Here is a 20,533-nt window from a genome sequence, read left to right on the forward strand (position 1 = left end):
GCGGGCGCAGGCGCAGGCGCGCTCGTCGAAGGGCTCGTGCTGGGGGCGGCCGGGGTGGGCTGCAGGGGGGCGGCCGGGGCCCTCGTCGAGGCTGTCGGTGCGGGAGCCGACGCGGCGGTCGTGGCCGGGCGTTTCGGGCAGCCCGTGACCAGCAGCATCAGGGCGAGGAGGGGCAGCAGGAGATACAAGGTATCCCGTCGTTGCGTCATGAAATCGAACCCTCCTTTGATGTCGCGGTTGACCCGGATGCTGCGCGCTATGGATCCTATCACGGAAGACGCGGCGACCATGCAGGACTTGCCGAGTCCGCGGGCGCATTCGCGATCGGCTGCTGCTCGGAGCCGTCGGGGAGCATCGTGAACACCTTGCTCCCGCGCACCCGGTTCGACTGGAAAGCGAGGTGACGCCCGCTCGGGGACCACGCCGCGCTCTCGTTGTCGCCGGGCCCGGTGGTGAGGCGTCGGAGCGCCGAGCCGTCAGGCCCTACCGCCCACAGATCGTGCGCGCCCTGGCGCGAGGTGAACACGATGGTGTCGCCCTTGGGCGACCAGCGCGGCTGCGTGTTGAAGCCGGACTGCGTGAGGCGGCGCAGATTGGCGCCTTCCGCGTCCATCACATAGATCTGGGCGCTGCCGCTCCGGTCGGACACGAACGCGATCTCGCGGCCGGTGGGCGACCACGCGGGCTCGGTGTCGATCGACGGATGCGTGGTGAGCCGGCGAAACGCGCCGCTCGCCAGTGTCAGCACGTAGATCTCAGGGTTGCCGTCTTTCGACAGCGTGAGCGCCACCTGCCGGCCGTCCGGGCTCCAGGCGGGCGAGGAATTGATCCCGAGGAAGCCGGCGAGGAGCTGCACGGGACGCCGCTCGAACGCGAAGAGCCGGTAGAGATACGGATAGCCGCGCATGTACGAGGTGAACGCGAGCGAGCGCGCGTCCGGGCTCCAGCGGGGCGAGATGTTGATGGACTGGTTCGCGGTGAGGGGGACCGGGGCCGCCCCGTCGTAGTCCATGGTGTAGATCTCCCTCGCGCTGCCCCGCAGGGCGACGAAGGCGATCTTGGTGTCGGCGTCACCCAGCTCCCCGGTGAACTGGAACACGACCTCGTCGGCGATCTTGTGGGCGAGGCGGCGCGGCTCCGACGGCACCACCGCAAACTTCTTGGTCGCGATCTGGCGCAGCTGCGGTGACGTGAGGTCGTAGAGCCGCATCTCGCCCTCGATCCGGTCCGGGCGCGGCGTGACCACCACGTGGAGCGCGGCGTGCGCGCCCGCGGCCGCCGCCTCCGTCCACGCCTTCTGCACCGCGTCCGGATTGCCCGCGGGCAGCGGGGGCTGGCCGCCCACCACGCTGAATAGCGTGGAGAACGTCAGGTCTTTGCCGGTCACCTCGGCGAGGGAGCGCGAGAGCCCGGCAGGGTCGGGCGCCCCCGTCACCGTGAAGTCGGGCATGAACAGATTGAGCTTCTTCGCGCCGCCGGCGATCACGTTGAGCAGCACGTCCGGCGCCTGCGAGCGGGCGGCGGGCGGCGGCACGAGCAGGAGGGCGGCGGCCGCAAGCAGCGCGGCAAAAGCGAAGGCGAGTCGGCGCGGCGTGCTCATCCGCGTCCCCTTTCCAGATCGAAGGAAAACATCACGCCCAGCGTCGGGCGGGTCCATTCCTTGGGCAGCGGCGGGAATGGCTTCGCTTCCATGATGGCGCGCAGCGCCGCCTGGTCGTAGAAGGCATTGCCCGAGCTCTTCTCGATGCGTGGGGTGGCGATGGAGCCGTCACGCTGGATCTCCACCACGACCAGCGGCTTCTGCGGGGGCTCGGCGATCTGTCCCTGCCGCTGCCAGGCCGCCTCGACCTTGGTGAGGACCTGCCGCAGATACCAGGCGTGCGGGAAGTCGGTCACGTCGAGCGTGCGCACGCCGGTGCCCGACGTCGAGCCGGTGGGCGTCCCCGCCGGCGGCGGGGGAGTCGGCCGTGCCTCGGTCGGCGTCTCGGCGGGCTTCGCGGCGGTGGTGACGGGCCGGCGCTCCGTCGGCGGGGCCAGCGGCGGCAGCTCCTTTTCCCCCGGACGGGGCATCGCCGCGGGGCGGGGAGGCAGCCGCGAGCTCGGCAGCGAGGCGTCGGGCAGGCTCGGGGGCGCCTTCGGCGGATCGGGCATGCGCGCCTCGCGCGGCTCCGGCAGCACCGGCGCGGCCGGCTTGGTGGGAGCGGGCGTGGCGGGGCGCGGCGGCAAGGGCGTCGGCGCCGGCGGGGCGGTCGGAGAGCCCACCGCGGCAATCGTCGGCACGAGGTTCACCACGTAGACCTTCTGGGTGTTGAAGCCGCCCCAGAGGATCGCAAGCCCGAGAGCGGCCGCAGCGGTGCCATGCGCGATCGCCGACACGGTGAGCGCCGCCATCGGCAGGCGCCGGCGGCGTAGTGCGGGACCGAGGCGGCCGAGCATGGGCCCCACGGTGAGGCTCGCGGCGTTCAGCGTTCCCTCGCCGGCTCCGTGACCATCCCCAGCTTCTCGACGCCGGCGCGGCGGATCCGGTCCATTGTCTCGACGACGAAGCCGTACTGGAGCCCCTGATCGGCCTTGAGATAGATCGTCTTGTCCGATCGATCCTTGATCGCATCGCGCAAGCGCGGCTCGAGGCTCGCCACCGGCACCGGCTTGTCGTTGAGGTAGATGGTCTGCTCCTTGGTGAGCGTGAGCACGAGCCGCTCTTCAACCGAGGTGGGCTTGGCCGAGCTCTTGGGCAGTGCCACGTCGATGCCCCGGTGCATGAGGGGGGCGGTCAGCATGAAGATGAGCAGAAGCACGAGGATGACGTCCACGAGCGGGATGATGTTGATCTCGGACAGGCTGGTGCCAATCCGCGCGCGGCTCCCCGTGCCCTCGGCCGACTCGAGCCTAAACGCCATCTTTTGCGCTCGCCGCCGGCTTGGGGGCCGGGCGCGAGAGGACGTTGAGGAAGTCCAGGGAGAAGCCGTCCATCTCCGCCGCCCAGTGCTTCACGCGGTTCACGAAGAAGTTGTAGCCCATGACGGCGGGGATGGCCGCGCCGAGACCGGCGGCGGTCGCGATCAATGCCTCCGAGATACCGGGCGCCACGACCGCGAGGCTGGCCGACCCCTGCTGGCCGATGCCGTGGAACGCGCTCATCACGCCCCACACCGTGCCGAACAGGCCGATGAAGGGCGCCGCGCTCGCGGTGGTGGCCAGGAAGGGCAAATAGCGCTCCATCCGGGCGATCTCGACGGAGGCGCTGCGCCGCATCGCGCGATTGACCGCGTCGAGACGGTCGGTTGTGAGCCCATCCTCCGCCTGGGCGAGGGCATGCTCCAGCATCTCGCCGCCGGTCACGCCGCCCCCCGCCTCCTGACAGCCCGAGATGTAGAGCTGGGCGAGGGGGCTGTCACGGTGCTTCCGCGCCGCGATGAACACCGAAGCCAGGTGCCGGCCCTCGCGGAAATCACGGAGAAAGGTCATGGACTCGCGGCGAATCTTCCGGAACTCCCACCACTTCTCGACGATGAGCGCCCAGCAGACCACGGAGAACAGGCCCAGGAGGAGCAGGACGAACTTCGCGACGGGCCCTGCGTTGAGAACGAGCTCCATCACGCTCGAGTTGAGGCTGCCGTTTCCTGGCACTCAGGGCTCCTTTGTAGGCGATCTACCAGAGGAAAACACTCGATTTGATGATACAGAACGCTCGCAAAGCGTGTCAATTAATCGTATAACTACAGCGCCATGTTCCGCTCTCCGGGGCCGATCGCGTTCCAGCTCGGGCCCCTCAGCGTACGCTGGTACGGCATTCTCATGGCCCTCGCGATGGCGCTGGGGCTCTGGCTCGCCTATCGGGACGCCCACCGCCGCGGCCTCGACCCCGAGAGCTTCCTCAAGGCCGGCGAGCTGAGTCTCCTCGGCGCGCTCGTGGGGGCGCGCCTCTACTACGTGCTCTTCAATCTGGACTACTACTCACAGTTCCCGCGGAAGATTCTCGCGGTCTGGGAAGGCGGCCTCGCCATCCACGGCGGCATCCTCGGCGGCCTGATCGTCGGCGGCGGTTATGCGCTGCGGCGGCGACTGCCCCTCCTGAAGTTCATGGACGTCGCGGCGCCGAGCTTGATCCTCGGCCAGGCCATCGGCCGCTGGGGCAACTTCTTCAACGAGGAAGCCTTCGGCACGCCCACGACGCTGCCGTGGAAGCTCTACATCTCGCCCTCGCATCGTCCGCTGCTCTACGCCCAGAGCGACTTCTTCCATCCGGCGTTCCTCTACGAATCGCTGTGGGACCTGGGGGTCTTTCTCGTGCTCGTTCTCTTTCTGCGGCGACGGCTCGAGCGGGCGCCGGGGGCACTCTTCCTCGCCTATCTGGGGCTCTACTCGGCGGGTCGCTTCATCACGGAGGGCATTCGCACCGATCCGCTCATGCTGGGTCCCCTGCGGGTGGCCCAGCTGGTGAGCCTGCTCGGTGTCGCCATGGCGGTGGTTGCGGTCCCGCTCATGCTCCGCCGCACCCGCCCCACGCCCACCTGACGGTCCGGCGGTGCACTTCGCGTTCCTCGGCACTTCGGGGGCCGTGCCCTCGCTCGGCCGCGACAACACCTCGATCGTCTTCGTGAGTGAGGGCGGGGCGGTGCTGCTGGACTGCGGCGGGAGCCCCATCCAAAAGCTCTTGCTGGCCGCCGTCGATCCCATGGCGCTGGACCGGGTCATCATTACCCACTTGCACGTGGACCATTGCTATGGGCTGCCGTCACTGATCCGGAACCTCAGCCTGCTCGGCCGCCGTGCGCCGCTACGCATCGCGTGCCGCGAGGAGCATGCCGAGCCCATTCGCACCCTCCTCGGCGTGTTCCGGCTGCTCGGGCGCGCCGATTCGTTCCCCATCGAGATCGAGCCCGTCTCGGCCATCGAGCGCGCGGCCGTCGGGGTGACCGGCCCCTTCACGATCACGACGTCGCCCAACGCCCATGGCGCCATGCCCAACCTTGCGGTGCGCATCGACGCCGCGGGCGGACCCTCGGTCGTGTACTCCTCCGATACCGAACCCTGCGCGGCGGTGGCCGACCTGGCGCGCCATGCCGACACCCTGATCCACGACGCGACGTTCGCGGAGGGCGAGGCCCGGCACGGCGTCCATTCGACGGCGGCGCAGGCGGGTGAGGTCGCGGCCCGAGCCGGGGTTCGGCGCCTGATCCTTGCCCACATCGGCTTCCCTCACCACGAGGCGCTCGCCGAGCTGGCCACCGAGGCCCGCGGCCGCTTCGACGGCGAGGTGGAGGTCGCGGAGGAGTTCGTGCCCTATCCGCTATGACCGTCTACGAGAGCCGTGACGGGCGGAGCCGGCTGCTGCGGGCCGATGCGCGCCGCCTGTCGGGCGTCGGGCCGGGCGAGGTGGGGGTGATCGTGACCTCGCCGCCCTATCTCGTGAAGGGGCGTGGGCTCACGTCCGCCGAGCGCTACGCCCGCCGGCTCGCCGTGGACTTCGGTCGCGAGTGGAAGCGGGTACTGAGGCCCGACGGCGATTGCTGGTTGGTGCTGGGCGATCGCCACGACGGCCGGGAGTGGATGGGGATCGACGGCCTGCTCACGCGCTGGATGCGCCGCACCGGCTGGACGCTGCAGGCCAAGGGCTGCTGGGCGCAGATCGGCTCCCGCGAACGCTGGGACCACCGCATCAACCATGTGCTCCGCTTCCGCAAGATGGGCGCGCACCCCGTCCGCCCGCGCTCCACCACGCTGGCCTGGATGCTGCCGTTGCCGCGCTCGCACACGGACAGCCGGTGGGACGCCACGCCGAAGGCGGTGATCCGGAGGGTACTGGCCGTGAGCGCCCGGCGCGGCGCGGTCCTCGACCCCTTCATCGGAGCAGGGACGGTGGCGCTGGTGGCGGAGCGGCTGGGACGGCCGTGGATCGGGGTCGAGCGCGATCCTCACATGGCCGCGCTGGTGGCGCGGCGGCTGCGAATGCGCCGGGTCAGGAGATCCGCTCGCGCATCTTTCGGACGAGATCCTCGTAGGAAGACCTCGTCAGGAAGCCGTCGAACTGCGAGCGGTAGCTCGAGGTCACGCTCACGTCGTCGATGACCACGTCGTAGATCAGCCAGCGGTCACCCTGCGCGACGAGGCGGTAGTCGATGGCGACCTCCGCCCCGGGGGCGAGCACGCGCATCCGCACCGTCGCCAGGTCGCCGTTCACCGACTCGCCCGTGAAGACGATCTTCTCGCCGCGGTAGCGCTCGATCTTCGCCATGAAGGCGCGCTCGACCAGCTCGCGGAACAGGGCGGCGAACTCGGCCCGCTCGGCCTCGGTCCGCGCCTCCCAGTGGCGCCCCAGCGTCCGGCGCGCCATCTCGGCCCAGTCGAACAGCGGGCCCGTGATCTCGCGCACCGCCTGGCGACGCTCGGTGACCTTGGCGCTGGGCTTGAGCACCGGATCCTCGAGCGCCTGGATCACGCGCTCGATCTCTGGCCGCAGCCGGTCGGTGACGGAATCGGCGGAGACGTGGGCGGCCCCCCAGAGGGCCATGAGGACCAGCGCGAGCGCGACGAGCATTCGCATCGGTGACATGGGAACCGCTGAGTGCAAGCGATATGCCCTCCCTTCGGGACGCGGCGCGACGGTGATCCTCGCGCGCTAACGCCGCACGTCGAAAGGCATTGACCGAGCGGGGCGGATCGGGCTCGCCGCGATGCGCGACGGCCGGGTGTCATTTCTGCTCGAGCGACCGCCCAGAGTTGTCAACCGGCTGTCAGACCAAGACCGCAGGTTCTGCGGGGCACCCGTCCGCCGGACGCCCTCAATGGACGCCGAAGCGCCGGTCGATCTCGGCGGCGATCTCCTCGAGGCGGTGGCGCAGGGTGTGCTCGCCCAGCGCCCGCTTGAGGGCGTTCTGGCCGATCTCGCGCGCCTCATCGGGATGGGCGAGGTAGTAGTCGAGGTGTCGGCGCAGCTCGTGGGGGTCGCGGTAGGTCACGACCTCGTGGCCGGGCGTGAAGAGCGCCGGGAGCTCGTCCTTGTGATCCACGACCTGGCAGGCGCCCGCCGCCGCCAGCTCGAAGGCCCGCGTGTTCACCCCCACGATGTCGTTCATGGGGTGATGGTGGTTCAGCGACAGGGTGGCGCCGGAGTAGATCGCGAGTTTCGCGTGCCCCCACACCGGCCCGCCCGCCACGAGCGCGCGTACCTCGGGGGCCGTCGCGCGGTCCCAGCCCGCGCCCCAGAGCCGCACGGGATAGCCGGCTAGCTCCCGCACGAATCGCTCGCGATAGGGGTAACGGCTGCCGACGAAGGCGACGATGCCGGTGAGCGCGCGCGCCTCCGCCGGCGTGGGTGTGACCGGGTGGTGCATCTCGGGCACGCAGTAGAGCGGCAGGTAGTGGAGGTTGCGAAGCCCTACGCTCTCCAGCGAGCGCAGGGCGTAGCGCTCCTTGGTGAGAAAGAGATCGTAGGCCTCGATGGACTCGAACGGGATCATCCAGAGGGGATTGTCGGGGAAGAGGTTCACGAAGAGGGTATCCACGCGCGCCTTGACCCGCCGGATCACGCCGGGCGTGATCGGCCCGCCCTTGACGACCAGCACCACCGCGGGCCGCCAGTCGAGGCAGGCGCGCTCGAGCCGGCGCAAGATCCACAGCTGATACGCCGCCTTGGTGCCGCGGTTCTTGTAGAGCGGATTGTCGCGACGGTAGGCGAACGTCCGCACCTCGTGGCCGAGCGCGCGCAGCTCGTCCCGCATGTCCATGCCCATGTGCTCGGCACGCTCGAAGGGCAGCACGATCAGCCAGCGCATCGGGGCGAGGGTATCACAATCGGCATTGACAGGCGCCGCACCGGAGACCGACAATGTGCCCATCTTTCACATGGTTACGAGCGCTCTCCGCCGGCACTGGCCTCCGATTCTGCTCTTCGTCGGGCTTCTCGTCGCCTGGCAGCTCGCGGTGTCCGTTTTGAGGATCCGCGAGTACCTCCTCCCGAGCCCGTGGGCGGTGCTGCGGGCGGTCGTGGACTTTCGCATCCCGTGGTGGACCCACCTGTGGGTGACGAGCGCCGAGATCGTCGGCGCGTTCCTGCTCGCCGGCGTAGTCGGCGTGCTCCTCGGCACCGCGATCGCGTGGTCCCCGGCGGCGTCCTCCGCGCTCGTCCCGTTCCTCGTGTTCGTGAACACCCTGCCGAAGGTGGCGGTGGCCCCGCTGTTCCTGCTCTGGCTCGGATACGGCATCCTCCCCAACATGCTGATCGGCGCCCTCATCGGCTTCTTCCCGGTCGTCATCAACACCGCGGTGGGCCTGACGGAGGTGGATCCCGAGATGCTCGATCTGGGCCGCGTGTTCGGCGCGCCCAAGTGGAAGGTGTTCTGGACCATCCGCATCCCGAACGCGTTTCCCTACATCCTGAGCGCGCTCAAGATCACCGCCACTGCGGCAGTGGTGGGCGCCATCGTGGGCGAGTTCGTCGCCTCGCAGTACGGCCTCGGCAGCGTCATCGTGGTGACCCAGACCAATCTCAACACGCCGGTGGCCTTCGCCGCCCTGGTGTGGATCTCGATCGTCGGCCTCGTGCTGTACGGCGCCGTCGGCCTCGCCGCGCGCTGGCTCGCCCCGTGGGCCGAGACAGGACACGCGTCCTGACCCGATCCCGCTCGTCATCTCCCAGGAGGAGGAGCCCATGATCCGCCCGATGCTCGCCGTCGTCGTCGCCCTCGGCCTAACCGCGCCCGCGCAGGCGCAGGCCCCGCAGAAGGTCGTGTTCGCGCTGAACTGGTTCGCGGTGGGTGATCACGCCGCCTATTGGGTGGCGCTCGACAAGGGCTACTACAAGGACAAGGGGCTCGAGGTCGAGCTCCAGAACTCCAAGGGCTCGGGCGACTCCATCGCCAAGGTGGACACGGGGCGCGCGGACATCGGCCTCGCGGATGCCGCGGTGGTCATTCCGCTCGTGGCCAAGGGCGCCAAGGTCAAGGTGGTGGGCGCGGTGTTCGACAACACGCCGCTCAACATCTGGACGCGCAAGGACACCGGCATCACCAAGCCCAAGGACCTTGAAGGTAAAACGCTGGCTGCTCCGCCGGGTGACGGCCAGCGCCAGCTCTTCCCCGCCTTCGCGCGCATCAACGGCATCGACGAGAGCAAGGTGAAGTGGGTGAACATCGAGCCCGCCGCCAAGTTCGTGGCGCTGTCGGAGAAGCGTGCGGACGCCGTGCCCGACTACACCACCGGCCAGCCGTTCTGGGAGAAGGCGGTGGGCAAGGAGAACCTCGTCCGGATGCCGTGGTACCAGCACGGGTTCGACACGTATTCCATGTCCATCATGGCGAGCGAGAAGACGATGAACGAGCGGCCCAAGGTGCTCAAGGACTTCCTCGAGGCCTCGTATCGCGGCTGGCGCGACGTGATGGAGAATCCCAAGGCCGCGCTGGAGATCTTCAAGAAGCGCGTGCCCGAGATCGACCTCGCCCTCATCGAGCCCAACATGATGCTGGGCCTCGAGCTGATGCGGACCGATCGCTATGCCCAGAACGGGATCGGCTGGATGGACCGCGCCAAGATGTGCCGGACGGTCGAGCTGATCAACACGTACATGGACGTGCCCCGCAAGGTCGGCTGCGACGAGGTCTTCACGAACTCGTTCCTCACCAAGATCGAGCCGCCGAAGAGCATGCGGTAAGGGGGCCGGAGCCGGCCGCGCGACTCGCGCCGTGCTGATCGAGCTCGAGGGCGTGGGCATGACCTACGCCTCGGCGAGCGGGCCCGTGGAGGCCCTGCGGGCGATCACGTTCGGTGTGGGCCGCGGCGAGCTGGTGGCGCTCGTGGGGCCCTCCGGCTGCGGCAAGTCCACGCTGCTCCGGGTGGTGGCGGGGCTCCGGCCGCCCAGCCTGGGCCGCGCGCGCGTCGACGGTCAGGACGTCCTGACGCCGCTGCCCGCGATCGGCATGGTCTTCCAGGCCCCGGTGCTCCTTCGCTGGCGGCGCCTGCTCGACAACGTGCTGTTGCCCGTCGAGCTCGCGGGCCGGCGCCCGGCGGACTATCGGGCGCGGGCCCTCGAGCTCCTGCGGACGACGGGCCTCGCCGAGTTCGCCGACAAGTATCCGCGCGAGCTCTCCGGCGGCATGCAGCAGCGGGCGGCTCTGTGTCGCGCGCTGATGCTGGATCCGCCGATCCTCCTGATGGACGAGCCCTTCGGCGCGCTCGACGCCATGACCCGGGACGAGATGAACCTGGAGCTCCTGCGCGTGTGGGGCGAGACGGCGGCGCCGGCCGCGCGGCGCAAGACCGTGGTCTTCGTCACGCACTCGATTCCGGAGGCGGTGTTCCTCGCCGATCGCGTGGTGGTGATGACGCCGCGCCCCGGCCGCGTGGCGCGAGTCTTCGACGTGCCGCTGCCGCGTCCCCGCGCCATGGCCCAGCGCGCCGATCCCGCCTTCGGGCGGCTCGCGCTGGAGATCTACGACACCTTGAACGCCCGGCCCTCCGGCCCGGGCGTGCTCGCCTGAGGCTCGCCATGACGACGACCCGCGATCTCGCGTTCACGCCCGCCGTGGCGCTCGCGCGCCTCTACCGGCGGCGCGCCGTCTCGCCCCTCGAGGTGGTCCAGGCGGCGCTGGCACGCATCGACGCCCTCAATCCGGGGGTGAACGCTTTCGTCACCCTGGTCCGTGAGGAGGCGCTCCGCGAGGCGCGCCGGGCCACCGCGGCCATGCGGCGGGGCCGGGCCCTGCCGCCCCTCTTCGGGGTGCCGGTGGGCATCAAGGACGTGACGCCGACCAAGGGCGTCCTCACCACGTACGGCTCGACCCTCTTCAAGGATCACGTGCCGGACGTCGACGCCCTCGTGGTGGAGCGACTCCGGGCGGCGGGGGCCATCGTGCTCGGCAAGACCAACACCCCCGAGTTCGCCTTCGGTCCCAACACGGTGAACGCGGTGTTCGGCGCCACGCGCAACCCGTGGAACCTCGCACGCACCGCCGGCGGCTCGAGCGGTGGCTCGGCGGCGGCCCTGGCCACCGGTATGTGCCCGATCGCGGAAGGCACTGATCTCGGCGGGTCCTTGAGGGGGCCGGCGGCCCATTGCGGGGTGGTGGGCTTCCGGACCACGCCGGGACTGATCCCGCGGCATCCCTCCGTGCTCGCCTGGGACACGTACTCCGTCGAGGGGCCGATGGCGCGCACCGTGGCCGACGCCGCGCTGATGCTCTCGGTGATGGCGGGCCCTGACGCACGCTCGCCGATCTCGTACGAGGTCGACACGCGCGCGCTGAGGACCGCGGCGCAGACGCCATCGGTGAAGGGCTGGCGTATCGCGTGGACGGCGGACCTGGGCGGGCTGGTCACCGTGCATCGCGAGGTGTCCGCGGTGTTCGAGGGGGCGGTGCGCGCGTTCGGCGCCGCGGGTGCGCGCGTGGAGCCTGCGTGCCCGGACATGAGCGAGGTGCCGGAGATCGTGCGCCTCTCGCGCGGCTTCCTGATGGTCGCGCGCCATGGGGACAAGCTGCCGCGCCACCGGGACGTCCTGCAGGCGGGGCTGGTCGAGAACACGGAGCAGGGCCTGGCGCTCACCGCGGCCGACGTGGCGCGCGGGGAGCTCTTGCGCACCACGCTCTGGCACCGCGTCCGGGCGTTCCTCGAGGGGCGGGACGTGTGGATCACGCCGACCACCGCCACGCCGCCGTTCCCGCTCGAGGAGCCAGTGCTCGGGCGCTCGTTCCTCACCTACGCTTTCTCGGTGCTGGGCCTGCCCGCGATCTCGATTCCCGCAGGCTTCACCTCCGACGGCCTGCCCATCGGGCTTCAGATCGTCGGCCGGCGGGGCGCGGAGCCCACCGTCCTCCGGGCGGCGGCGGCGTTCGAAGCGGTCCGCCCATGGGCGCTCCGAGTTCCCCCGGGGGTATCCCGGCCCTCGCCCTGATTCGCCGGGCTCCCCGGTCCCCTTCAGCGCTCGCTCGTGGCGAGCTCCTTCAAGGCGGCGAGGATGGCCCCCTCAGGCCGCGCCAGCTCTTCCAGGATGGAGAAGTGCTCATGGTTCGCCAGGGGCAGATAGCGGCCGGGCAGCCCTCGCTTTGTCCACGCCTCGGCGTACTCGGCCGACTGGCGGATCAGCTCGGGGAGCTCACCGAGCCCTACCGTGACGACGAGCGGCGCCGCGCGCGGCGGCAGGTGGAGAAGCGGACTGTTCCGTGCGGCCTCGGCGGGGTCGAGCCGCAGCTTGTCATTGAGGTAGCAGAGGCGGATCGGCTCGAGGTCGAAGAGGCCACTGATGGCGACACCGCCGGCCACGCGCGCGTCCTCCATGGCCATCGCCGTGAGATGGCCGCCAGCGGAGTGACCGGCCACGAACACGCGTTGCGGATCGCCCCCGTGCTCCTTCGCGTGTTCGATCACCCATGCCACCGCCGCCCGGATCTCCGCGACGATCGCATCGAGCCGCGCCGCCGGCGCCAGCGTGTACTCCACGAGGGCGAGGTTCCAGCCCGCGGGTAACAGGCCCTCGCCCAGACAGGCGTAGGGCTCCTTGTCGTTGGCCTGCCAGTAGCCGCCGTGGATGTAGACGACGGTCGGTGCGCCCGCGGCGCCGGAGGGGAAGATGTCGAGACGCTGGCGCGTCCCCGCGCCGTAGCGGAGGTCGAGGCGGCCGCGGTTTCGCGCGCGGAAGGCGTCCGACCGCGCTGTCCAGCCTTCGACGTACTGATCGCGCCGCGCCTGGCCTACGGCTTCCGTGTTGTTGTAGGCGGCGTCCAGCGCCTTCCGGTCGAACTGGCGATAGAGCATGGTCGTCACCTCATGCGCTCGGGGCCGCCGCGGGGGCGAGGGTCTTGGCGTACTTTTCGTCGCGATACTCGCCGGAGAGCACCGGCGTGTGCCGCGCGCGTCCCTGCGAGGGCAGGCACTCGATGAGCGCGTCGTAGTTCGGGTGGTTGAAGAACGCGATGGACAACCGAGCGGTTTGCGCCGCCTCGGGCGGGGGATTGACGACCCGGTGAAGATTCGACAGCCAGCGGTCGTTCGTCCACCGCATGAGGAGATCGCCGATGTTCACCACGAAGGTCGTCGGCGTGGTGGCGACGTCCACCCACGCGCCGTCCCGCCGCCGCACCTGAAGCCCGCCCGCCACGTCCTCGCCGCTCAGGATCGTGAAGCCGCCGTAGTCGGTGTGCGCGCTCGCCCGCAGCTGGCCGGGCCGCGGCGGCGTCGCCTGCGCGGGGTAGTAGTTGAGCCGCATGGTGCCGATGGAGCGATCCACCTTGTCGTCGAAGAACCGCTCGGGCACGTCCAGGGCGAGGGCGGCCAACCGCATGAGCTCGACGATGAGCGCGCTCATGGCCCGGTAGTACGTGGACGCGGCCTCGGCGAAGCCCGCGGGCGCCGCCGGCCAGAGATTCGGCAGGAAGTGCCGTCGGCCGAGTGCGTCCGTGTAGTAGGACTCGTCGCGCACGTCCACCGGGCCCACGTGGAAGAACTCCTTGAGATCGGGCGGGGCCTCGGTGTCGTTGGCGGCGGCGAGGCTCTCGCCCCCGACCTGGTGATAGCCGCGGTTGGTCCCGGCCACCGGGTGTCGGGCCGCCTGCTTGTCCCCCAGGGGGCGGGCGAAGAAATCGTGCGCCTTGCCCCGGAGCGCCTCGACGGCGGCGTCGGCCACCCCGTGGCCGCGGATGGCGAAGAAGCCGATCTCACGGCACGCCTCGTCGATGGCGGCCGCGGTGGCGCGGCGCGCGGCCGCGTCGCCCGCGCGGGCGGGGGCGAGGTCGATCACGGGGACGGCGCGGAGCTCAGGCATGGGAGCGGCCCTTCACAGCGTGGAGAACACGGACCCGCCGTCGACGATCAGGGTCTGGCCGCTCATGAAGGCGCTCTCGTCGGAGGCGAGGAACAACACCGCGCCCTCCACGTCGTCCGGGAAGGCGTCGCGCTTGAGGGAGCGCGCGCGCATCATGGCGTCCGCCTGGAAGGCGGTGATGGCCGGATTGGCCTGGACGGAGTCGCTCAGGATGAGGCCGGGGGCCACCGCGTTGACGGCGATGCCGCTGCCCCCCAGCTCACGGGCGAGCGCGCGCGTCATCGCCACCACCGCGCCCTTGGAGGTGACGTAGTGCAGGAGCATGGCCGTGCCCTTGGCCACGATGGCGGAGGCGACATTGACGATGCGTCCACCGCCCTGGGTGCGCATGATCGGGGTGACCGCCCGCACCGCATTCCACACGCCGCGCACGTTCACCGCCATCACGCGGTCCCACTCCGCCTCGGGGATCTCGTCGAAGGGCCGGGGCGTCAGCGTGGCGAACAACGCCGCGTTGTTCACCAGCACGTCGAGACGATGGAAGCGCGTCATGGTGTCCTGCGCGAGCGCGCGCATCGCGGCGGCGTCGGTCACGTCGACACGCCGCGCCAGCACGCGCTCCGGCACCCCCAGCCTGGCCGCTGCTGGCGCCGGATCCACCACGTCGCTGATCACGACGCGCGCGCCCTCGGCGAGGAAGCGCCGCGCGTAGGCGAGGCCGAGGCCCGCGGCGGCGCCGGTGACGATCGCGACCTTCCCCTCGAGCCGCATCGGTGTCATCCCTCCTGGCGAAAGCGCACGGCGAAGAGCGGGTCGGCCAGCGCCGCGGTAGCCACGAGGGCCGCCGCGGCGCCCGACTCGAGGGCGACTCGGGCGCGCGCGGTGGTGGTGAGGCCACCGACGGCGAGGATGCGGCGGTCCCACGCTCCCGCCTTGCGCCAGGCGATCAGCTCCTCGATCTGCACGCGGCAAGGCTCGTAGAGGTCGGCTCCGCCGACTTCCGCGGTCTCCCGCCCGGGGCCGGAGAAGGCCGGCTTCCCCTCCGGCGTCACGACCCGGCGGGGCAGCCCGCCGACCAGCACGAAGCCGTCCAGCCAGGGGGCCAGGCGCGTGGCGAGCTCGTGGAGCGCGCGGGGCCCAGGCAGCGCGCCGAGCTTGGCGAGGAGCGGGCGGCCCCCGGTGGCCCGCCGCGCTCGCTCGACGATGTGGCCGGCGAGCTCCTTGTCTTCATAGACCATGGTGGCGCGCTCGCCCGCGCTATTCGGCGCGCCCAGATGGATCTCGACCACGTCGGCGCCCGCCTCGGCGGCCCAGCGGGCGCAGAGCGCGTAGTCGTGGGCCAACTGATCGCCGTCGCCCCCCGGCACCGCCGTCCCGGCCACGCTCACGACGAGGAGCTGATCGGCGCCGAGCTTGGCCCGGGCGCGCTTGACGTCGGCGCGCCACGCCTCGGGGGCCGGCGAGGGCAGGCCCATCGACACGGCAAGCGTCAGGCTCGCGGGATCGGCGCGGCGCGGCGGCCGCGCCACCGCCACCGACGGCTCCCCGAGGCGGCAGGGCAAGAGATTGGGCGGGGACGGTGCGGTCTGCGCGGAGGAGCGCACGGTCTTGTAGGTGAAGATTCCGTAACCCAGGCGTGCATAGGCCTCGATCCACTTCGAGCTGAGCAGCGGCCCGGCGGCGATCCCGATCGGCGAGAGGAGCGTGCGGTCGAACAGGCTGATGGGTGGCGCGGGACGCAGCTTGCGCGGGCGCGCCGGCAGCTTCGGCGGGTGGGCCGCGTTCCACGCGAAGGATCGGTTGGTGCGGTAGGCGGTCAGGCCGTGTCCTCCAGGGACGCGGACGTCCAGTCCTCCAGCGGGATCATCGCGGCGAGATCGGGCTCGAAGGCCACGCCGTAGCCGGGCACCGCGAGCGATCGCACGTCCAGACGGCCGCCGTCGATGCACAGGATGACCGCGCGCTCGTCGCCCGTGTAGAGGCCGGCATGGCGACGCGTCGCCTCCCGCCGTTCCGCCGCCGAGCAGTGTGCGAGGCCGCGCACGTAGTGGTGTCCGTTCCGCTCGACGTGGGTGATGCCGAGGGCCCGCACGGTGGCGAGATCCTGCTGCAGGGGCACCACGGGGACGTTCGTGAGGTCCTCCGCGCTCATGAACAGGCGCTCCCTTGGCGTGCGGCGGCGGTTCTCGCGCTCCACCAGCGAGCGGTTCAGGAACGACTTCACGATGCCCTTGCAGTTCTTCGTGGACACGCCGCGATAGCCGAGCGCGATGGCGCGGGGGAACGCGTCGAGGGCGTCGTCGCTCTCGTCGATGAGCATGGGGAGACGGCGGCCCAGCGCGGCGAGGCCGTCGGTGGCGGCGGGATCGAGGGCGATCGCGCGGTGGAGGGGCTGCTCGATGAAGGCGAGCGAAGACCGGAGCCGGGCGAGCGCGGGTGTGCGCAGCATTGCGTCCACCAGGCCCGCGAAGTCGTCCATGGACTTGTACTGCTCGTTGCCGTCGAGGGTGGCGACGTAGGGGCCGGGGACCAGGCGATCCACCGTGGCCGCGATGGCGGTCAGGCGCTCGAGGTCGGCGTCGAGGGCGCCCCCGACCTTTAGCTTGAAGTGGTCCAGGCCGTACCGCGCGATGCACTCCTCCAGGGTCTGCGGCAGGCCGTCGTCGAGCCAGCCGTCCGCCGGCACGTCGGCGGCGGTGATGGGATCGAGGAGGCCGACGGTGTGGCGCACGGCCAGCCGGTCAGGGGGCGTCGCGGATGCCCAGGCCTGAAGGTCCGCGAGCGCGAGACTGCCGTGCACGGCCTCGGGGTGAAGGCCGAGGGCGTTGGCCCGCAGCATGCCCGGCACGTCGAGCCCGGTCAGGCGCCCCGCCGCGTCCGCGAGCGCGCGCTCGAAGAATGACGAGCCGAACGACGCCGTGAGCCCGTTGAGCCCGCGCGCCAGCGCCGAGGCCCTCGCCGCCGCGTAGGCCTCCTGCCAGATCTCGAAGAACGGACGCGGCGCGCGCGCGGCGTCCCGGTAGGCGGCCTCGGCGCCGCGGATCGCCGCCAGCTCGTCCTCGACATTGTCGCGGAACGACTTCCCTGGGTCCTTGTCGAACCACTTGGGCGGGAGATTGTCGGCCGCGTAGCCGCGGCTGCGCCGGCCCTCCTCCGTCTCGACGTCGACGGCGAGGTGGAGGAGGGGAACGTGCGTGAGGGTGACCGCTCCGTAGCGGAAGGGCAGCCGCGTGCGGAGCATGCGGACGTGGAAGGTGGCGGCCTTGAGCGCGAGCTTCACCGGAATGCCGGCATGACCTCCTTCGCCAAGAGCTCGAGCTCGCGCATGATGTGCCGGTGCGGCATCCCCGGGAAGAAGACCCGGCAGATCAGGTGCGTCATCCCGTACTGCTCGACGAAGGGCCTGAGATCGCGGATGATCTGGTCCGGGCTGCCGATCAGGAAGCGGTCCTTCTTGACCTTGTCGAGATCGGTGGCGATGGCGGCGTCGATGAAGGGATGCCGCCATCCGCCCGCGTACTCCTTCCGGTACGAGACCATGATGTGCTGCTCGGCCAGCTCCCGCGCCTGCTTCTCGGTGTCCGCGATGACGACGTCGCGGGTGAGCGGCCAGTCGGTGATGGGCGGGAGGCCGGCGGCGGCCCGGTTGGCCTGGAACTGCGCCTTGCCCTTGAGCAGGCGCGGCAGCTCTCCGGTCGGCCCGGGAATCCAGTTGTCGGCGAGCGTGGCCGCGCGGCGCAGGGTGATGTCGCCCCAACCCCCGATCCAGATGGGCGGCGCGGGCTTCTGCACCGGCTTCGGCTCGAGGCGCCCCTCGACCCGATAGTAGGCGCCCTTGAACGCGATATGGTCCTGGGTCCAGAGTCCCTTCACGATCGCGAGCTGCTCCTCGAAGCGCGCGCCCCGCTTCTCGAGCTCCGCGCCGTACAGCGCGAACTCGTCGGGCTTGTAGCCGATGGCGATGCCCAGCACGAAGCGGCCGTTCGACATCACGTCGAGCAGCGCGCAGTCCTCGGCGAGCCGCGTCGGGTGGTAGAAGGGCGCCACGAGGATGTCGGTGCCCAGGATCATCTTCGACGTGCGGGTGGCGAAGCCCGCGAGGACGGGGAGCGGCGAGGGCCAGTAGTGGTCGACGACGGAGTGGTGCTCCTCCATCCACACGGAGTCGAAGCTCAGGTCCTCCGCCCGCGCGACCTCGGCGAGCGCGTCGGCATAGTAGTGCCCGCCCTCGATGGGTATGAAGCCGAACTTGAGCCTGGCCATGCCGTCCTCTCGAGGCGATCGCGGGCGCTCAGCGGCGATCGGCGTAGGTGGGAAGCTCCGTCACGTGCCGGTGGCACATCTCGCAGCTCGTCAGCTTGCGCGCGCGCGGCGGGGTCGAGCACCGTGCGCGCCCAGGTCCGGAACGACGTCCGCGAGGAGACCCGTCCGGTCCGAGTAGTCGAGGGTGGCCGGGCTCACGCGGCGGCGGGGGCTAGAGCTCCCCCGCCTCCTCGAGCGCCTTCTTGAGCCGCTGACGGTCTTCGGCGCTCACCGGCAAGAGCGGCGGCCGCATGTACGCGTGCTCGATCACGCCCTGCATCACCAGCACTTCCTTGGAGCGGGCGCGGTAGTCGCGCACCGGAGCGGCGAACACCGCGTCCACCACCTTCTGGATGCGGTCCCCCTTCTCGCGCGCGGTCGCCCAGTCGCCGCGCATGGCGGCCGCGTGGACCTCCACGTGCGTCCGCGTGGTGACCGCGCAGGCGCCCAGGAGCGCCCCCTCCGCGCCGAGGAGGTACGACTCCCAGATGAAGTTGTCGTTCCCGGTGAGCACGGTAATGCGCCGCGGGGCCCGGCGGACGACGTCGACGATCTCGCGGAAGCGCTTGGCGTCGAACAGCGCCTCCTTGATGCCGACCACCTGGGGAATCTCGATCAGGCGGAGCAGGGTCTCGTCGTCGAAGGCCACGCCGCCCAGCGCGGGCTGGAGGGTGAAGATCACCATCGGCATCCCCACCGCCTCGGCGATCGCCTTATGGTAACGGTACGGCACCTCGGGATCGAGGGGCTGGCCGAGATACGCGGTGATCGGGAACACGAGGAAGGCATCCGCCCCGGCGTCGCGATACTCGCCCGCATACTTCACGGCCTGGGCGGTGAAGGCGGCGCCGAGCCCGACCACGATCGGGATGTTCTTGCCCGCCAGCTCTTCCTTGTAGATCCGGAGCACGCGCAGCTTCTCGTCGTGCCAGAGATGCGGGCCCTCACCGGTGTCCACGTTCACGGCCACGGCGCGGATGCCCTGGCCCGCGATCCAGCGGATGTACTTCCGGAGCGCCGGCTCGTCGATCTGGGCGTCGGCGGTGAGAGGCAGGACGGTGGCGGGAATGATGCCCTTGAGGTCCCCAATGAGATCGGTCATAGGCGGCTCCTCACTTGTCGCTCGCGAGCTTGCCGTTGTACCCCCAGTTCGACTTCTCCACGTCCTGGAAGACGATGTGGACCTGGTCGGCGGTGGTCTTGCCGATCTTCACCATGGCCTCGGTGATGGCCTGGGTCAGCTCGCGCTTCTGCTGGTCGGTGCGGCCGGCGTACCACTGAATGGTGATGTTCGGCATGGGCTCCTCCCGCGAGATGTGGCTGCGGCGAATTATCCCATGTGCGCGCCGGGGGGGCAACGACGCTTGACGGTTCCGGGGCCCTCCGCTACGGTCATGGGGACCGCGGTGCACCCCCGCGCGCCGTCCCCAAAGGGAGGACAGGACCCCATGCCGATTCCCGTGATGACCGGCTACGTGAACCTGAAAGACGTCCCCGAGGAGAAGATCGGCGACAAGATCACCCGCCGCATCGTGGTGGGCGAAAAGGGCATGGTCGTCTTCTGGCGCATGAAGGCGGGCGCGCACGCCACGCGCCATCAGCATCCGCACGAGCAGATCTTCTGGATGATCTCGGGTCGGATGGAGTTCGATCTGGACGGAGAGAAGCGTACGTGCCGGGCAGGGGACTGCGGGATCGTGCCCGGGAACACGCCGCACGAGGCCTATTTTCCCGAGGACACCGAGGTCATCGATATGTTCGCGCCGCCCCGGGAGGACATGTTCACCGGGCAAGACCTGTATCTTCGAGCGGGCTGAGGGGGCTGAGCCGGGGCGCCGGGGCCTTGACTTCGCGTACGCGAACGGAACAGAATCCCGCCGTCGGGCACCGCCCACACGCGTGCCGTGCCGTTCCTTTCACGGGCGAAAGGAGTAGTGGCATGAGATTCCGGTCGGTCGTTGCCGCATCCGCCATCATCATCCTCGCTTCTGCGTCCCTGGCCTTTGCGCAGTCCGACTGTAAGACCCTGGTCCCCCCGTCACCGTGGGGGCCGAATGACCAGACCGGGGCGACGAACCGCATCACCTCCGCCGTGACGAAGGCCGCCGCTGCCGAGATTCAGGAAGGAAAGGTGATTGAGATGTCCTTTCCCCTGACTGACGGCGTTCCCCTCTTCGGGACGCGTTTCACCAAGACCATCCTCACGGCGACCAGCCTGGCGCCCGGGGCGGCCTACGGGGAGAACCAGCTGACCTACATGGAAGACACCTGGCTCAGCCAGAGCCACGTGGGCACGCATCTGGACGGATTGGGGCACATCGGGCGGAAGGACTGCTACTTCAACCAGACCCCGATGGGCAAGTTCATCAACCAGAACAACATGACCAAGCTCGGCCTGGAGCACCTGAAGTCGTTTGCCACGCGCGGCGTGCTCATCGACGCCGTCAAGGTGTTCCAGGCGGCCGGCAAGTTGAA

General features: G+C 70.3%; 23 protein-coding genes. 9 read left to right on the forward strand and 14 right to left on the reverse strand.

Annotated elements, in window-relative coordinates; all coding sequences use genetic code 11:
* Positions 1–268: 268 nt before the first annotated feature.
* From tolB to VFX14_12450, 4 genes are read right to left on the reverse strand one after another with little or no spacing between them, the layout of a single operon-like run.
* Entirely contained in the window at positions 269–1,600 is a 1,332-nt protein-coding gene (tolB, locus tag VFX14_12435; GenBank protein HEU5190487.1) for a Tol-Pal system beta propeller repeat protein TolB, read from the reverse strand.
* Positions 1,597–2,436: a TonB family protein gene (locus VFX14_12440; protein HEU5190488.1), complete on the reverse strand. Its 840-nt coding sequence runs from the start codon at positions 2,434–2,436 to the stop codon at positions 1,597–1,599. Before VFX14_12440 ends, tolB begins: the two co-directional genes overlap by 4 nt.
* Positions 2,437–2,462: 26 nt before the next feature.
* Entirely contained in the window at positions 2,463–2,900 is a 438-nt protein-coding gene (locus VFX14_12445) for a biopolymer transporter ExbD (GenBank protein HEU5190489.1), read from the reverse strand.
* A complete protein-coding gene (locus tag VFX14_12450) occupies positions 2,890–3,630 on the reverse strand; it encodes a MotA/TolQ/ExbB proton channel family protein (GenBank protein ID HEU5190490.1) in 741 nt (246 codons plus the stop codon). Before VFX14_12450 ends, VFX14_12445 begins: the two co-directional genes overlap by 11 nt.
* Positions 3,631–3,729: 99 nt before the next feature.
* On the opposite strand from VFX14_12450, the gene lgt reads away from it, so the two are divergent.
* The 3 genes from lgt to VFX14_12465 are packed head-to-tail and all read left to right on the forward strand — an operon-like array spanning position 3,730 to position 6,072.
* Positions 3,730–4,518: a prolipoprotein diacylglyceryl transferase gene (gene lgt / locus VFX14_12455; protein HEU5190491.1), complete on the forward strand. Its 789-nt coding sequence runs from the start codon at positions 3,730–3,732 to the stop codon at positions 4,516–4,518.
* Positions 4,519–4,528: 10 nt separating this feature from the next.
* The gene (locus VFX14_12460) at positions 4,529–5,299 is read left to right on the forward strand and encodes an MBL fold metallo-hydrolase (GenBank protein HEU5190492.1); all 771 of its coding nucleotides are present in this window, start codon (positions 4,529–4,531) and stop codon (positions 5,297–5,299) included.
* On the forward strand, positions 5,296–6,072 hold the full coding sequence (locus VFX14_12465) for a DNA methyltransferase (GenBank protein ID HEU5190493.1): 777 nt from the start codon (positions 5,296–5,298) through the stop codon (positions 6,070–6,072). Before VFX14_12460 ends, VFX14_12465 begins: the two co-directional genes overlap by 4 nt.
* Here the strand turns inward: VFX14_12465 and VFX14_12470 are convergent.
* A complete protein-coding gene (locus VFX14_12470; protein HEU5190494.1) occupies positions 5,963–6,547 on the reverse strand; it encodes an ABC transporter substrate-binding protein in 585 nt (194 codons plus the stop codon). The genes VFX14_12465 and VFX14_12470 overlap by 110 nt on opposite strands.
* Before the next feature lie 238 nt (positions 6,548–6,785).
* Positions 6,786–7,778: a glycosyltransferase gene (locus tag VFX14_12475; GenBank protein HEU5190495.1), complete on the reverse strand. Its 993-nt coding sequence runs from the start codon at positions 7,776–7,778 to the stop codon at positions 6,786–6,788.
* 55 nt (positions 7,779–7,833) lie between these two features.
* On the opposite strand from VFX14_12475, the gene VFX14_12480 reads away from it, so the two are divergent.
* Genes VFX14_12480 through VFX14_12495 form a run of 4 tightly spaced genes read left to right on the forward strand, consistent with a single transcriptional unit; the run spans position 7,834 to position 11,890 of the window.
* Positions 7,834–8,616 carry an ABC transporter permease gene (locus tag VFX14_12480; GenBank protein ID HEU5190496.1) on the forward strand — a complete coding sequence of 261 codons (783 nt, stop codon included), beginning with the start codon at positions 7,834–7,836 and terminating at the stop codon, positions 8,614–8,616.
* Between the two features lie 37 nt (positions 8,617–8,653).
* Positions 8,654–9,652, forward strand: coding sequence for an ABC transporter substrate-binding protein (locus tag VFX14_12485; protein ID HEU5190497.1), 999 nt, complete (start codon positions 8,654–8,656; stop codon positions 9,650–9,652).
* Positions 9,653–9,683: 31 nt separating this feature from the next.
* Positions 9,684–10,478, forward strand: a complete 795-nt coding sequence (locus tag VFX14_12490; protein ID HEU5190498.1) for an ABC transporter ATP-binding protein — start codon at positions 9,684–9,686, stop codon at positions 10,476–10,478.
* Between the two features lie 8 nt (positions 10,479–10,486).
* Positions 10,487–11,890 carry an amidase family protein gene (locus VFX14_12495; protein HEU5190499.1) on the forward strand — a complete coding sequence of 468 codons (1,404 nt, stop codon included), beginning with the start codon at positions 10,487–10,489 and terminating at the stop codon, positions 11,888–11,890.
* Positions 11,891–11,913: 23 nt separating this feature from the next.
* Here the strand turns inward: VFX14_12495 and VFX14_12500 are convergent, their stop codons facing one another.
* From VFX14_12500 to VFX14_12535, 8 genes are all read right to left on the reverse strand, one after another.
* Positions 11,914–12,750 (reverse strand): alpha/beta hydrolase, encoded by an 837-nt coding sequence (locus VFX14_12500; GenBank protein ID HEU5190500.1) that lies wholly within the window; start codon positions 12,748–12,750, stop codon positions 11,914–11,916.
* A gap of 10 nt (positions 12,751–12,760) precedes the next feature.
* A complete protein-coding gene (locus VFX14_12505; protein HEU5190501.1) occupies positions 12,761–13,756 on the reverse strand; it encodes a 2-oxoglutarate and iron-dependent oxygenase domain-containing protein in 996 nt (331 codons plus the stop codon).
* A gap of 12 nt (positions 13,757–13,768) precedes the next feature.
* Entirely contained in the window at positions 13,769–14,527 is a 759-nt protein-coding gene (locus VFX14_12510) for a glucose 1-dehydrogenase (GenBank protein HEU5190502.1), read from the reverse strand.
* Between the two features lie 5 nt (positions 14,528–14,532).
* Positions 14,533–15,360 carry a hypothetical protein gene (locus tag VFX14_12515; GenBank protein HEU5190503.1) on the reverse strand — a complete coding sequence of 276 codons (828 nt, stop codon included), beginning with the start codon at positions 15,358–15,360 and terminating at the stop codon, positions 14,533–14,535.
* 212 nt (positions 15,361–15,572) lie between these two features.
* On the reverse strand, positions 15,573–17,036 hold the full coding sequence (locus VFX14_12520) for an enolase C-terminal domain-like protein (protein ID HEU5190504.1): 1,464 nt from the start codon (positions 17,034–17,036) through the stop codon (positions 15,573–15,575).
* Positions 17,033–18,019, reverse strand: coding sequence for an LLM class flavin-dependent oxidoreductase (locus VFX14_12525; protein HEU5190505.1), 987 nt, complete (start codon positions 18,017–18,019; stop codon positions 17,033–17,035). The genes VFX14_12520 and VFX14_12525 overlap by 4 nt, the downstream gene beginning before the upstream one ends.
* 211 nt (positions 18,020–18,230) lie before the next feature.
* Positions 18,231–19,160 (reverse strand): dihydrodipicolinate synthase family protein, encoded by a 930-nt coding sequence (locus VFX14_12530; protein ID HEU5190506.1) that lies wholly within the window; start codon positions 19,158–19,160, stop codon positions 18,231–18,233.
* A gap of 10 nt (positions 19,161–19,170) precedes the next feature.
* Positions 19,171–19,356 carry a tautomerase family protein gene (locus VFX14_12535; protein HEU5190507.1) on the reverse strand — a complete coding sequence of 62 codons (186 nt, stop codon included), beginning with the start codon at positions 19,354–19,356 and terminating at the stop codon, positions 19,171–19,173.
* Positions 19,357–19,506: 150 nt separating this feature from the next.
* Here VFX14_12535 and VFX14_12540 point away from each other — a divergent pair, with 150 nt between their 5' ends.
* The gene (locus VFX14_12540) at positions 19,507–19,875 is read left to right on the forward strand and encodes a cupin domain-containing protein (protein HEU5190508.1); all 369 of its coding nucleotides are present in this window, start codon (positions 19,507–19,509) and stop codon (positions 19,873–19,875) included.
* Positions 19,876–19,997: 122 nt separating this feature from the next.
* On the forward strand, positions 19,998–20,533 hold a 536-nt coding region (locus VFX14_12545), incomplete at its 3' end, for a cyclase family protein (protein ID HEU5190509.1).

This window comes from Candidatus Methylomirabilota bacterium (genome assembly GCA_035764725.1).
Classification (GTDB): domain Bacteria; phylum Methylomirabilota; class Methylomirabilia; order Rokubacteriales; family CSP1-6; genus DASRWT01.